Here is a 12356-nt window from a genome sequence, read left to right as displayed (position 1 = left end):
ATTCGGCTACCGTTGGAATCTCGATACTCAGAACCGCGAGGAGGTTCCGATGGCGCGATTGACCAGGCAGGAAGCGCAGGCGATGACCCGCGAGACCTTGTTGGCGACGGCCGTCGAACATTTCCTCGATCGCGGGTACGCCGCCGCGTCGCTCGATCAGATCGCTGAGGATGCCGGTTATTCCAAAGGTGCGGTGTACTCGAACTTCAAGAACAAGGACGAGTTGTGCGCCGAGGTGCTCGGCCGAATCAGGTTGACCAAGGTCGGCGAGATCACCTCACAGCTCGGAGCCAATTCGACGCTCGACGACGCGGTGGCCGAGTTCGCGCGATGGGCCGAGCGAACCATCGGGGACAAGAGATGGACGTTGCTCGAAGTCGAGTTCTCGGTGCGATCGCGGCACAGCGAAGAGATCCGCGAAAAGATCGCGACGGGTGCCGATCAGGTGCGCGGATTGATTGCCGGAGTGGTGCAACATCTTGCCGAGTCCAACGGCGTGACGCCGGCACTGGACCCGAACGCCGCGGCACTGCGCATACTCAGCGTCGGAATCGGTTTGGGGCTACAGCGTGCGATCAGCCCTGAGCTGCCGGTTGATCCGCTGGTGGATACGTTGCGGGAGATTTTGCTGGGTGGGTGAGTAGAACGCGGAGCATTCCGCCGATCTCGGCGACGGCGGTGCGCGAACCCACGCTCGGTCCCAGAACGTTGACGAAGCCGTGGATGAACCCGCGATAGCGTCGATCGGTCACGTGAACACCGTTGTCGCGCAATCGAGCTGCGTAGGCTTCGCCTTCGTCCCGGAGTGGATCGAATCCCGCCGTGATCACGATGGCCGGCGGCAGTCCGGTCGCGTCGGGGGCGCGTAGCGGCGACACCATCGGATCGAGTCGATCGGCATTGCTGCCGAGGAAGCTGGACTCGTAGAAGTTCATGTTGGCCTCGGTCAGGAAGAAACCTTCACCGAACGTCGTTCGCGAGGGGGCCTTCTCGTGAAAGTCGGTCGCGGGGTAGATCAACAGCTGCGCCGCCGGTGGGGTCTTGCCGTCGTCGCGGGCACGCAGCGCGACCGTTGCGGAAAGATGCCCGCCCGCGCTGTCGCCCCCGACAGCGATGCGCGTCGGGTCTGCGCAGAACTCGTCGGCGCGGTCGACGATATCGAGGTAGGCGGCGTAGGCATCGTGTACCGGTGTGGGGAAAGCGAATTCGGGTGAGAGCCGGTAGTCGACCGAGATGACCCGTGCGCCGGAGGTTTCGGCCAACAGGCGGCACGGGGCATCGTGGGATTCGATGCTGCCCTGTACCCACCCGCCGCCGTGGAAGTAGACGAGCAGAGCGCCGGTGTCGGCTGTCGGGACGTAGAGCCGGGCGCGAAGCGGGCCGTCGGCACCCGAAACGGAGATCTCCTCGGTGTGGACGGGCGTGGGCCTGCCGCCCATCATGATCGCGGTTCGGGTGAGATTGGCGCGAGCAGCGGCGAGTGACTGGGGATCGGTTGAATGCGAGGGGAGTGGCCGCGTCTTCGCGAGCGTGAGCAGAAGGTGTGCGTCGGCGTCGAGCGTGTTGCCCTCGATGACGACGGGTGGTCCGGTGATTCGACGTTTCACCGCGCTGGGCAGTGCGAATGCGGCTGCCACCAAGGATGCTTCGGCGCGATCTCGAATGCTGCGGCTGCTGGCCTGCTTCACGGATTCCGACACGTGGCGCAGACTACCAAGCATGACTACTGCGGCACTGTCGATCACGCAGATCGAGAACACACATCTGGTTCGGTGCGGTCACGCCAATTGGGTCCTGGTCGAAGAGGGGTCCGATCTGACCTTGATCGACGGCGGATATCCGGCCAACGGCACCGACGTCGAACGCTCGATCGAACAGATCGGTCACCAGCTCGGGGATGTTCGGGCAATTCTCGTCACTCACGCGCACATCGATCACATCGGTGGGATCGCGGACATCGTGACTCGGCTCGAGGTTCCGGTCCTGATGGATCCGTTGGAAGTGCCGCATGCGAAGAGGGAGTATCTGCAACAGTTGTCGCCGGCCGGAGTTCCGTTGCTGTTGTGGCGGCGAGGTGCTCCGAAATGGCTTCGCGACGTGATCGGAGTCGGCGCGTTGAAAGGTGCGGAACTGCTTCGGGCACAGTCCTTTGCGTCCGGTGGTGCGCTGGACGTTCCCGGTCGGATCGTGCCGATTCCCACTCATGGGCATACCGACGGCCACAGCGCTTACCTTGTTCCCGACGCAGGAGTGATCGCGTCGGGTGACGCTCTGGTGACCGGACATGGGACGTCGACCGTCGCCGGACCACAATTTCTGGTGTGCCCCTTCAATCATGACCGTGAAGCGACGGACCAGGCGTTGGACAATATCGCCGCTGTACCTGCCGGCGTGCTGTTTCCCGGACACGGTCCGGTTTACGAGGGCAGCATGACTGCCGCGGTCGAACAGGCCCGAGCGGGCCGGACAAGGATGCGTCCATGACTACTGTCGAAACGGTCGACGAAGGTGCGGTGCACGGTTTCCTTCATCGACCTGCATCTGTGTCCTTCGCGTCGCCCGTCGCCACGCTTGCACTGACTCACGGCGCGGGAAGTAACTGCGACACCGTGCTGTTGCGTGCTGTTGCCGACGGCTTTGCTGCGGCAGGAGTGCAAGTTCTGCGCTTCGATCTCGCGTTTCGGGTGCGTCGAGCTTCGGGGCCTCCGCATCCGTCGCGTGCTGCAGAGGATCGCGCGGGCATTGCCGAGGTGATTGCTGCTGTTCGCAAGGACTACTCGGTGCCCGGACCCGTTCTGCTCGGCGGACATTCGTACGGCGGTCGGCAGGCGTCGATGCTTGCGGTGGAGAACCCGGGACTTGCCGACGGCCTGGTCCTACTCTCCTATCCACTGCATCCACCGAAGAAGCCCGAGAAGCTCAGAACCGAACACCTGCCCGACCTGAACACACCGACCGTTGTCGTCCACGGATCGAAGGACGAGTTCGCGACAACGGAGGAGATGCGGGCAGCACTCGCCTTGATTCCCGCCGCGACGCGTCTGGTGGAGTTCGAAGGAGCTCGACACGACTTGTCCGTGGTGAAATTTCCGGTGGTGGAGGAGACAATCGCGGCCGCATCGGCGGTGTTTGCGTTCTGAACGCCGAGCGGGCGGTTGCCCGTGTCGGTGGTTCCTGGTGAGATCGAACCATGAGTGCCCAGCCGTATCAGCCCAGTGCCCTGTCCGACGTCACGGTGAGCGTCGACGGTGACGACACAGTCGTCAGCTTTCCTCGGGTGCTGCCGTATTCCGTCGAGAAGGTGTGGGAGGCGATCACCGACCCGGAGATGTTGGCGCAATGGACGCCGTACACCGCCGATCGGAACCTGAGCCGTACCGGTGATGCGGTGATCACCATGCTCACCGAGGACGGCGCCCCCGAAATGTCGCTGCCGGTCACCGTTCACGTCGTGGAGACCACTCGGCGGCTCGAACACGAGTGGGGCCCGGACGAATTGGTGTGGGACCTGACCCCGATCGAAGGCGGCACCCGCGTCGTGCTGACGCAGAGGTCGCGCGCCGAGGGGATGGCGTCGGCGCTCGCTGCGGGGTGGCATCTGTGCTTCGACGTACTCGATGCCCTTCTGGCAGGCGAGCCCTTCGGGCCGATCGTGGGTGAACGGGCGCGCGAGTACGGCTGGGACGCACTCAACTCCGGTTACGCGCGACAGTTGGGCATCGACGAATCTCAGGTCTGGTAGCTGCTCAGAGTTTGTGACTGGCAGGCTTTCTGGTGGAGGCTCGCGCGATCAGTTCGACGGGAAGCTTCACGGATTCGACGTTCTTGCCGGAGATCAGTGCGAGTAGGTGCTCGAGCCCGGTCGCACCGATCTTTCGGGCGGGGGACCTGACCGTCGTCAGGGGCACCGGGAGTTGGGAGACAACCGGAATGTCGTTGTAGCCGACCAACGCAAGATCGTCGGGAATGCTCAACCCGAGATCACGGGCCACACCGAGTACGCCGATCGCGATGGTGTCGCTCACCGTGAAAACGGCGTCAGGGCGCGTGTTCCCGCTGAGCAGTGTGGCCGCCGCATCGACACCCCCTTGAACTTCGAACTCGGACGCCACTATTCGGTTCGGCGGCAGTTCCAGACCGGCTTCGGCCAGGGCATCGCGGAAACCCGCGACGCGTTCCCTCGACGTGCTGGCGTGATCCGGCCCCGCGATCACTCCGAGATCGCGATAGCCGCAGTCCAGTAGATGCTTCCCCGCGAGGTAGCCGCCGAGGCGGTCGTCGCCGCTGACAAAGGGAAGGCTTCGGTTGACGGATGACGTCGCCGAGTCGATGTGCCGGTTCAGCAGCAGGATCGGCAGTGAGCGCAGGGGGAGCGAGTCGACGAAATCGGTACCCGGCAGGTGGATGCTGCTCAGCATGAGACCGTCGACCTGTCGGCTCACCAGGAACTCGACCGCTTTGCGTTGCGCTTCCAGATCGTCGGGCGGGCTGGAGAGCAAGACGGAGTACCCGGCTGCGGTGGCGGCTTCCTCGATGCCTTGGAACATGGTGGCCACTACAACGTCTGTCAGTCTCGGCATCACGACGCCGATGGTGGTGGTCTTGCGGGTACGAAGGCTGGCTGCCCACAGATTCGGTTGGTAACCGAGTTCCTCGGCAACCTGACGAACTCGGAGTGCGGAGTCGGACCATCCGTCGGCGGGCTCGGGCTGACGGAGGACCCGCGACGCCGTCGAGATGTGGACCCCGGCCTGGTCGGCGATTTCGCGCAACGTCGGCGGACGGCCGTTGCTGCGGTTCGACGGATCGGGCGTCATCTGCGTCGTGGCTCCTGGTCTGCGTCGGTTCTGAGTTGGTTCGGTGTCGGTCGGCAGTTCGGGGATTGACGGGTGCGCAACCGGGCTCTACTCTAGGCGATGCAAACGATTGCGCAATCGTTCTCGCAAAGGATTGCGCCCGAGAACACTGGAGGCCCCGTGACCACGCCGCAGTCCCTGTCCGAGCTTTTTGCCATCGACACCCTGCTGGACGCCGAGGAGATCGCGATCCGCGACACGGTCCGCAAGATGGTCGACGATCGCATTCGCCCGCACGTAGGTGAATGGTTCGAAGCGGCAGCACTGCCGGCTCGTGAGCTGGCCAAGGAACTGGGCGCGCTCGGCGTACTGGGCATGCACCTCGAGGGCTACGGCTGTGCCGGGATGAGCGCCACGGCGTACGGGTTGGCCTGCCAGGAACTCGAAGCTGTCGATTCGGGCATTCGCAGCCTCGTCTCGGTCCAGGGCTCGCTCGCCATGTTCGCGATCCACCACAACGGAAGTGAAGAGCAGAAGGAAGAATGGCTCCCGCGAATGGCGGCGGGTGAAGCCATCGGCTGCTTCGGTCTCACGGAACCCGATTTCGGATCCAACCCCGGCGGTATGCGAACCAACGCCAAGCGCGACGGCGACGACTGGATCCTCAACGGCACCAAGATGTGGATCACCAACGGCTCCATCGCGGACGTCGCCGTGGTCTGGGCTCGAACCGACGACGGCGTGCGCGGATTTGTCGTTCCCACCGACACTCCGGGATTCTCCGCCCCCGAGATCAAGAACAAGATGTCGCTGCGGGCGTCGGTCACCTCGGAACTGGTGCTCGAGGACGTGCGTCTGCCTGCCTCGGCGATGCTGCCCAAGGCTCGCGGACTGTCCGGCCCGCTCGGCTGCCTCAACGAGGCACGCTTCGGCATCATCTTCGGGGCAATGGGTGCAGCACGTGACTGCCTCGAGACTGCGATCTCATATGCACGTGATCGCAAGGTCTTCGACAAGTCGCTCGCCGCGTATCAGATCACCCAGGCCAAGATCGCCGACATGGCAGTCGAATTGGGCAAGGGGCAGTTGCTCGCCATCCACCTCGGGCGCCTCAAGGACGCCGGGACGGTTCGCCCCGAGCAGGTCAGCACCGGCAAGCTCAACAATGTCCGCGAGGCCATCAAGATCGCCCGTGAATGCCGAACCATTCTGGGCGCCAACGGCATCACGCTCGAGTACCCCGTGATCCGGCACGCCAACAACCTCGAATCCGTTCTCACCTACGAGGGCACGTCCGAGGTTCACCAGCTCGTGATCGGCCGCGCTCTCACCGGTGAAGAAGCTTTCCGGTGACGGCAGACGCTGTCGGAGCGCTCGACGGGTTGGTGATCGCTGATTTCGGCCGCGTCCTCGCCGGTCCGTACGCCACGATGATTCTCGCCGACCTGGGTGCCGAGGTCGTCAAGATCGAGCGGCCGGGTGTCGGGGACGACACTCGCAGCTGGGGCCCACCGTGGGTGGGGGACGAGTCGAGCTACTTTCTGTCGGTGAACCGCAACAAGAAGTCGGTCACTCTGGACCTGCGCGAGCGCGAGGATCTGGAGAGTGCACGCGAGCTGGTTCGCAATGCGGACGTCGTGGTGCAGAACTTCCTGCCGGGAACGATGGACCGTCTGGGGCTGGGCTACGACGCTGTCCGAGAAATGAATCCGCGTGCGGTCTACTGCTCGATCAGCGGCTTCGGTGGCAACAACTCTCTGCCGGGATACGACCTGTTGATTCAGGCGGTCGGCGGATTGATGAGTATCACCGGACCCGATCACAAGACTCCCACCAAGGTCGGTGTCGCGGTGGTCGACGTCATCACCGGCCTGCATGCCAGCGTGGGGATCCTTGCAGCGCTGCGCCATCGCGATCGCACAGGCGAAGGGCAGCACGTCGAGGTCAATCTGTTGTCCTCGTTGCTGTCCGCACTGGCCAACCAGTCGTCCGGCTACGTGGCCGCGGGCGTGGTGCCGCAGGCAATGGGCAACCGGCATCCGAGCATCGCACCATACGAGGTATTCGACACCGCGGACCGTCCGCTGGTCCTCGCGGTCGGCAATGATCGGCAATTCAGTTCGTTGACAGAGGTTCTCGGAGTTTCCGAACTTGCCGCTGATGCGCGTTTCGCGTCCAACAGCGACAGGGTTGCGCATCGAGAAGAGCTGTTCGCCGCCGTCACTGCTGCATTGGCCAAGGGCTCTGCGGACTCGTGGTTCGAGGCACTGACCGAGCGAGGTGTTCCGTGTGGGCCTCTCAACGACATCGCCGACGCGATAGCGCTGGCGGAACGGCTGAATCTCGATCCGGTGGTGTCCATCGACGACCCGCGTCGCGATGCACCGACTCGGCAGGTAGCCAATCCGATTCGGATGAGCGGCACGCCGGCAACCTATCGGTCGGCCCCGCCGCGGTTGGGGGAGGACAGCGTTCCCACTCCGTCCGGAGTCAGTTGACCCAAGCGAATCGGCCACCGGAATACCGGTGGCCGATCTGCGTGTGTGGCCGACTCAGCTGACCTTCAAGACCAGCTTTCCGGTGTTCGCTCCGGCGAAGAGAAGATTGAGGCTGTCGCCGAACGCGTCGATACCGCCGTCGACGACGTGCTCGCGAGCAGTCAATTCGCCACTCTTGATCCACTTTCCGATCTGCTCTTGTGCTTCTGCGTAGCGATCGAGGTAGTCGAAGACCACGAAGCCGGCCATCGTGGCGCGGTTGACGAGAAGTGACAGGTAGTGAGCAGGGCCTGGCTGAGGTTCGGTGGCGTTGTAGCCCGCGATGGCGCCGCAGATGACCACCCGAGCGCCGAGGCGCAGACGGGAGAGAGCGGCGTCGAGAATTTCTCCGCCGACGTTGTCGAAGTACACGTCGATTCCGTCGGGAGCGTTGGACTTGAGCGCCTTGTATACGGATTCGTTCTTGTAGTCGATGGCGACATCGAAGCCGAGGTCCTCGGTGAGCCACGCGCACTTCTCCGGACCGCCGGCGATGCCGATGACCTTGCACCCGTGGAGCTTTGCGATCTGGCCGACCAGACTGCCGACCGCACCCGCGGCACCGGACACGACGACGGTGTCACCGTCTTTCAGCTTTCCGACGTCGAGTAATCCGAAATACGCAGTGACGCCGGGGAAACCGAGAGCGCCGAGCCAGGTCGGCAGGGGAGCGATCGATTCGTCGACCCGAGTGACGTCTGTACCGTCGGAAACGCCGTACTCGGAAGCGCCGAAGGATCCGGCCACGATGTCCCCGACCTGGTAATCGGGGTGCTGTGATTCGGTGATGCGTCCGACGCCGTGGGCGCGCATGACGGAACCGAGCTTGACCGGCGGAACGTACGACTTGACGTCGTTGAGCCAACCGCGCATCGCGGGGTCGAGGGAGAGGTATTCGACCTTGACGACAAACTCGCCCGGTCCGGCGGACGGGATCTCGGCATCGACGTATTCCCAGGTGGAAGCGTCGGGAAGTCCTGTCGGGCGGGCGGCGAGGCGTACTTGGCGGTTGGTCATCTCTCCCCTTCGGCGAAACGAATTGAACTTGAGGCCGGATTCAATATAGGTGATGGATCACGAACTGGGAAGAGTTGGATGAACCGATTGACGACTATGTATGTTCGATCGATGAGCAATGTGGTCGAAGACGCGCCTGGTTGGTTCACTCGGGCGTTGGCAGCGCCGGTCGAGACGGGGTCGGTGGAGGTCGAGGGTGCCTCGGTGCACTTTCGGGCTTGGGGGCCGGCGGGGCCGGGAATCGTGCTGATTCACGGCGGCGCAGCCCACAGTCGCTGGTGGGATCACATTGCGCCGCAGTTCGCCGAGGGGCGCCGCGTCGTCGCTCTCGACTTGACGGGCCACGGCGACAGTCACACTCGCGACGCCTACGCGATGTCCCAGTGGGCTCGCGAGGTGCTGGCGGCGGCCGAGGCAGGGGGAATCGACGGCAAGCCGATTCTGGTGGGGCACAGTATGGGTGGGATTGTTTCTTTCGTGGCCTCGCATCTGCATGGCGAACTGTTGGACGGGGTTGTCATCATCGATTCTCCGCTCAAGGCGCGTACGCCCGAAGAGGAGGCGGCTCGACGCCAGAATGCGTTCGGCCCCAAGAAGGTTTATCCCACCAGGGAAGACGCGATGGGCCGTTTCCGCTTCGTTCCGCCGCAGGATTCGGGTCTGCCTGCGGTGCGTGACCATGTGGCGGCCACGTCGATGGAGGAAGTCGAGGGCGGTTGGTCGTGGAAGTTCGATCCGAATTTCTTTCTCCGAGTAGGCGCCGAAGATGTTCTCGACAGCGAACCACGTTGCCGCGTAGCCTATTTCCGAGCTGAGAACGGCATCGTGTCCGATCGACTCATGGAGCACATGCGCGGATTGTTCGGACCGGAGGCCATCGTGGCGGAGATTCCCGAAGCCGGACATCACGTCATGATCGATCAGCCGTTGCAACTCGTGACCGGGGTGCGAACTGTGTTGAGTGCGTGGTCCGTCGCAGGTCAAGTGCCGGTAAATCAAGCGGCAGGTAACGTCGATGGATGGGTAGAAGCATGAGCACGGAATTGACGCTCGAACCGAAAGTCGAAGCTGCACTGAAGTTGTGGCACACCATGATCGAAACCGGCGATCTGTCGGCGCTACCGACGATCGTCGCGCCCGACGCGCAGTTCCGATCGCCCACGGGATTCAAGCCGTACCAGTCCGCGGATGCCGTTGTGCTCATTCTCAATACGGTGATCCAGGTGTTCGAGAACTTCGAGTACCACCGTCAGTTCGCCGGAGCCAACGGTCGGCGGGTCGTGCTCGAATTCAGTGCGAACATCGGCGATAAAAGTCTCAAGGGAATCGACATGGTCGAATTCGACGAGGACGGCAAGATCGTCGATTTCGAGGTCATGGTGCGTCCGGCCAGCGGGCTCGCGGCTTTGGCTGCCGAAATGGGTAAGAGGCTCGGGCAGACGCTACCGACCTACAAAGCCTGAACTGAGTCCGGCCAAGGCTCAGTTCGTACTGAATCCGCCGTTGGAGTGAAGGAGTTGTCCCGTAATCCAGCCTCCGGCGTCGGACATCAGAAACCGAACGAGGTTTGCAGTGTCGCCGGGAGTACCCAGCCGGCCGGCAGGAGTCTGGAGGGTTGTGGCCTGTCTGATCGCGGGTGTCATCCATCCTGTGTCGATAGGTCCTGGGTTGACGACGTTGGCTCGTATGCCGCGTGATCCAAGTTCGACTGCGGCGGCGATGACGATGCGGTCGAGAGCGCCCTTGCTGGCCCCGTACGGAAGATTGTGGGCCGCATGGTCGCTGGTGAGTGCGATGATCCGCCCGGCCACCTGACTGACGTCGCGCTGTTCCGGAAGCCGTTCAGCGAACGCTTTGATCAGCAGCCAGGAGGCGCGAGCGTTGACGGCGAAATGTCGTTCCCAGCTCTCGACGGTGGTATCGAGGATCGAGCTGTCGACGCTTTCGCAATGTGAGAGCACCAGCCCACGGAGGTCGTTCCGCGCTGCGGCAGCGTCAACGAGCTGATCGGCCACGTCGGGCGAGGCCAGATCTCCGGGAACCAGGTCGACACGGCTTCCGAGTGCGCGACACTTCTCGGCAATGTCTTGCGGATCGTGCGCTCCGCGCCCGAACCCGACGCGTTCGTCGTAAGGCTCCCAGTAGCCGATAGCAAGATCCCAACCATCCTCGGCAAGGCCCAATGCGAGGCTCGCTCCGATCGACTTGCTCCGACCGACACCGGTGATCAATACGGTCCCGCGCTTGTCAGACACTGCTCGCCTCCAGAGATGTCCTGCAATTCAAATGGGGTGAGGTCACTTCAGATGGAAGCATCACTGTAGCGGGCGAGCTGTCGCCTGTATCGAGCGAGCTGTCGCCGTGCCTCGACCTGACCTGTGTCTTGACACGGCGCTGGTCACAGCGTTTGACTGAGATGCAAGCTCGAGTTGATTCGCCCGACTGCGTTCCGGGAGGTTGACCTATGCGCGGCAATGGAATTGCAGGCAAGGCTTTCTCAGGCGAGGGCTGTAGACGTGGAGCACGGTCTCATCGCGGGACCGTCTCGGTTCTGGCTTTGGTTGGGGTGTGCGTACTTTCGTTTGCCACCACTCAGATGGCCGGCGCGCAACCGGTTGCAGAGAATGTCGATACCGGGTTCGTGATCCCTTTTGCCGGGGCACCGGTCTACGAGAGCGTCGCGCCCACGCAGATGACTACTCCGGATCAACTCAACCAGCCACTCGGTCAGCAGACTGCGGAAGAGATTGCCGCGCAGATCGGACTCGAGCCAGCCGACGCTTTGACCGAGGAGCAGTATCGCGATCTCATCTCCGGCGGAGGGGTCGGCGGAAATCGCGAGGACGCCGCGGTGATCGACGAATGCGCCCGGATTCTCACCAATACGAACGGGCGGCCCCTCTATTCCGGCACGACGCCGTCGGTTCTGGCCAGTTACGGGTTGTACGTGAATCCAGACGGATTGCTGGAGAGTCCGGCCAACGCGGATGCGCCGACGCGACAGGTGAATACGCTGATCGCCCCTGGCGGTTTCGTGGGCACCTGGTTGCGCAACAACGGTGCGACGCACACTCTGATTGCGCTCTATCAGTCGGCATACACGGTGCAGGCAGTCTACGGATTTGCAGCGCAGCAGATTTCGGGAGCAGCGCAGCTGGTGACCAACACCAAAGGCAATGTGAGTTCGGAAGTCGGCATGTCGATGGCGCCGCCGCTCTGGATAGTGAACTTCGCACTGCTCTACATCTTGAAGCCGTCACTGGCGGCAGCGATGCCTGCACACTGGGCTCCCATTCCGCCGGCCGTTGCCGACGCCGTGAAAGCGAGTCCCACCGGCCAAGTCGCTTTCAGCGACTACGCGTCCTATTTCGAGTGATCGGTCTGGCGGACAGCGCTCACGAACTTCTCGATCAACGCGTGGTCCTTGACGCCGCGGGAGGATTCGACGCCGCTGGAGACGTCGACGCCCCAGGCTCCGGTGGCATCGAGTGCGTCGCGAACGTTGTCCGGGGACAGTCCGCCCGCCAGGATCCACTTGCCTTGCGGGCGCGATTGCTGTTGGGCCCAGTTCCACGGCACCCCTGATCCGGCGTCTGCGCCGTCGATCAGGAGTTCGTCCTCGCCGAGGTCGAGATTGTAACCGTCGCGGACGTTGCTGGAGACGACCGCGCGGATGACGGTGAGGCCGGCATCGTGCAGTCGCTGCACTTGCTCGGCGTCGACAAGATCGTGAACCTGTACGGTGCGAAGCCCGGTGATCTTCGCGATCTCGAGGATCTGATCGATCGGGTTGCCGAGAAAGACTCCGATTGCACGGATGTGATCGGGAACTCGCGCGAGCAGAGCGACTGCGAGTGTGGGGTCGACTTTGCGGACGCTCTCGGCGAAGACGAAACCGATGGCGTCGACGCCCAGGCCCACCGTGAGGTCGACCGTGTCAACGTCGCGTAGGCCACAGACCTTGATGAATGTCACCTGATACAGAGTACTAGCGTCGTCGTCTAGC

14 protein-coding genes are annotated in these 12356 nt (G+C 63.2%); 9 read left to right on the top strand and 5 right to left on the bottom strand.

Going from position 1 to position 12356, the window contains the following annotated elements; genetic code table 11:
* Positions 1-49 precede the first annotated feature (49 nt).
* Positions 50-640 carry a TetR/AcrR family transcriptional regulator gene (locus RhoBH5_RS23715; RefSeq protein ID WP_030535226.1) on the top strand — a complete coding sequence of 197 codons (591 nt, stop codon included), beginning with the start codon at positions 50-52 and terminating at the stop codon, positions 638-640.
* Here RhoBH5_RS23715 and RhoBH5_RS23710 read toward each other — a convergent pair.
* Positions 576-1700, bottom strand: coding sequence for an alpha/beta hydrolase (locus tag RhoBH5_RS23710; protein WP_228232235.1), 1125 nt, complete (start codon positions 1698-1700; stop codon positions 576-578). The two genes, RhoBH5_RS23715 and RhoBH5_RS23710, sit on opposite strands and share 65 nt — an antisense overlap.
* Before the next feature lie 19 nt (positions 1701-1719).
* Between RhoBH5_RS23710 and RhoBH5_RS23705 the strand changes: the two genes are divergently transcribed.
* Genes RhoBH5_RS23705 through RhoBH5_RS23695 form a run of 3 tightly spaced genes read left to right on the top strand, consistent with a single transcriptional unit; the run spans position 1720 to position 3742 of the window.
* Positions 1720-2484: an MBL fold metallo-hydrolase gene (locus RhoBH5_RS23705; protein WP_054187713.1), complete on the top strand. Its 765-nt coding sequence runs from the start codon at positions 1720-1722 to the stop codon at positions 2482-2484.
* On the top strand, positions 2481-3140 hold the full coding sequence (locus RhoBH5_RS23700; RefSeq protein ID WP_054187712.1) for an alpha/beta hydrolase family protein: 660 nt from the start codon (positions 2481-2483) through the stop codon (positions 3138-3140). The genes RhoBH5_RS23705 and RhoBH5_RS23700 overlap by 4 nt, the downstream gene beginning before the upstream one ends.
* A 50-nt stretch (positions 3141-3190) precedes the next feature.
* Complete coding sequence (locus RhoBH5_RS23695) at positions 3191-3742, top strand: SRPBCC family protein (RefSeq protein ID WP_003940599.1); 552 nt, start codon at positions 3191-3193, stop codon at positions 3740-3742.
* Between the two features lie 4 nt (positions 3743-3746).
* On the opposite strand, the gene RhoBH5_RS23690 is transcribed toward RhoBH5_RS23695, so the two are convergent.
* Positions 3747-4817, bottom strand: coding sequence for a LacI family DNA-binding transcriptional regulator (locus tag RhoBH5_RS23690; RefSeq protein WP_064073436.1), 1071 nt, complete (start codon positions 4815-4817; stop codon positions 3747-3749).
* Positions 4818-4976: 159 nt separating this feature from the next.
* Here RhoBH5_RS23690 and RhoBH5_RS23685 point away from each other — a divergent pair, with 159 nt between their 5' ends.
* Together RhoBH5_RS23685 and RhoBH5_RS23680 are read left to right on the top strand one after the other, a co-directional pair.
* On the top strand, positions 4977-6149 hold the full coding sequence (locus RhoBH5_RS23685; protein ID WP_003939770.1) for an acyl-CoA dehydrogenase family protein: 1173 nt from the start codon (positions 4977-4979) through the stop codon (positions 6147-6149).
* The gene (locus RhoBH5_RS23680; RefSeq protein ID WP_064114406.1) at positions 6146-7294 is read left to right on the top strand and encodes a CaiB/BaiF CoA transferase family protein; all 1149 of its coding nucleotides are present in this window, start codon (positions 6146-6148) and stop codon (positions 7292-7294) included. The genes RhoBH5_RS23685 and RhoBH5_RS23680 overlap by 4 nt, the downstream gene beginning before the upstream one ends.
* A 54-nt stretch (positions 7295-7348) precedes the next feature.
* Here RhoBH5_RS23680 and RhoBH5_RS23675 read toward each other — a convergent pair whose 3' ends face one another.
* Entirely contained in the window at positions 7349-8350 is a 1002-nt protein-coding gene (locus tag RhoBH5_RS23675) for an NADP-dependent oxidoreductase (protein WP_003939765.1), read from the bottom strand.
* Between the two features lie 111 nt (positions 8351-8461).
* On the opposite strand from RhoBH5_RS23675, the gene RhoBH5_RS23670 reads away from it, so the two are divergent.
* Positions 8462-9385: an alpha/beta fold hydrolase gene (locus RhoBH5_RS23670; RefSeq protein ID WP_270008858.1), complete on the top strand. Its 924-nt coding sequence runs from the start codon at positions 8462-8464 to the stop codon at positions 9383-9385.
* The gene (locus tag RhoBH5_RS23665) at positions 9382-9813 is read left to right on the top strand and encodes a nuclear transport factor 2 family protein (RefSeq protein WP_064114408.1); all 432 of its coding nucleotides are present in this window, start codon (positions 9382-9384) and stop codon (positions 9811-9813) included. The genes RhoBH5_RS23670 and RhoBH5_RS23665 overlap by 4 nt, the downstream gene beginning before the upstream one ends.
* A gap of 18 nt (positions 9814-9831) precedes the next feature.
* Here the strand turns inward: RhoBH5_RS23665 and RhoBH5_RS23660 are convergent, their stop codons facing one another.
* Positions 9832-10605 carry an SDR family oxidoreductase gene (locus RhoBH5_RS23660; protein ID WP_007733807.1) on the bottom strand — a complete coding sequence of 258 codons (774 nt, stop codon included), beginning with the start codon at positions 10603-10605 and terminating at the stop codon, positions 9832-9834.
* 209 nt (positions 10606-10814) lie between these two features.
* On the opposite strand from RhoBH5_RS23660, the gene RhoBH5_RS23655 reads away from it, so the two are divergent.
* The gene (locus RhoBH5_RS23655; protein WP_030535232.1) at positions 10815-11726 is read left to right on the top strand and encodes a hypothetical protein; all 912 of its coding nucleotides are present in this window, start codon (positions 10815-10817) and stop codon (positions 11724-11726) included.
* On the opposite strand, the gene RhoBH5_RS23650 is transcribed toward RhoBH5_RS23655, so the two are convergent.
* A complete protein-coding gene (locus RhoBH5_RS23650; RefSeq protein WP_030535233.1) occupies positions 11714-12325 on the bottom strand; it encodes a phosphoribosylanthranilate isomerase in 612 nt (203 codons plus the stop codon). The two genes, RhoBH5_RS23655 and RhoBH5_RS23650, sit on opposite strands and share 13 nt — an antisense overlap.
* Positions 12326-12356: the final 31 nt, after the last annotated feature.

Source organism: Rhodococcus sp. BH5, assembly GCF_027583855.1.
In the GTDB taxonomy this organism is placed as follows: domain Bacteria; phylum Actinomycetota; class Actinomycetes; order Mycobacteriales; family Mycobacteriaceae; genus Rhodococcus_F; species Rhodococcus_F qingshengii.
Note: the sequence above shows the minus strand (reverse complement) of the source record. Positions and strands in the feature narration are given on the sequence as shown.

Coding starts and splice junctions, on each gene's coding strand:
- RhoBH5_RS23715 (WP_030535226.1), top strand. CDS start 50: ATGGCGCGATTGACCAGGCAGGAAGCGCAGGCGATGACCCGCGAGACC.
- RhoBH5_RS23705 (WP_054187713.1), top strand. CDS start 1,720: ATGACTACTGCGGCACTGTCGATCACGCAGATCGAGAACACACATCTG.
- RhoBH5_RS23700 (WP_054187712.1), top strand. CDS start 2,481: ATGACTACTGTCGAAACGGTCGACGAAGGTGCGGTGCACGGTTTCCTT.
- RhoBH5_RS23695 (WP_003940599.1), top strand. CDS start 3,191: ATGAGTGCCCAGCCGTATCAGCCCAGTGCCCTGTCCGACGTCACGGTG.
- RhoBH5_RS23690 (WP_064073436.1), bottom strand. CDS start 4,817: ATGACGCCCGATCCGTCGAACCGCAGCAACGGCCGTCCGCCGACGTTG.
- RhoBH5_RS23675 (WP_003939765.1), bottom strand. CDS start 8,350: ATGACCAACCGCCAAGTACGCCTCGCCGCCCGCCCGACAGGACTTCCC.
- RhoBH5_RS23670 (WP_270008858.1), top strand. CDS start 8,462: ATGAGCAATGTGGTCGAAGACGCGCCTGGTTGGTTCACTCGGGCGTTG.
- RhoBH5_RS23665 (WP_064114408.1), top strand. CDS start 9,382: ATGAGCACGGAATTGACGCTCGAACCGAAAGTCGAAGCTGCACTGAAG.
- RhoBH5_RS23655 (WP_030535232.1), top strand. CDS start 10,815: ATGCGCGGCAATGGAATTGCAGGCAAGGCTTTCTCAGGCGAGGGCTGT.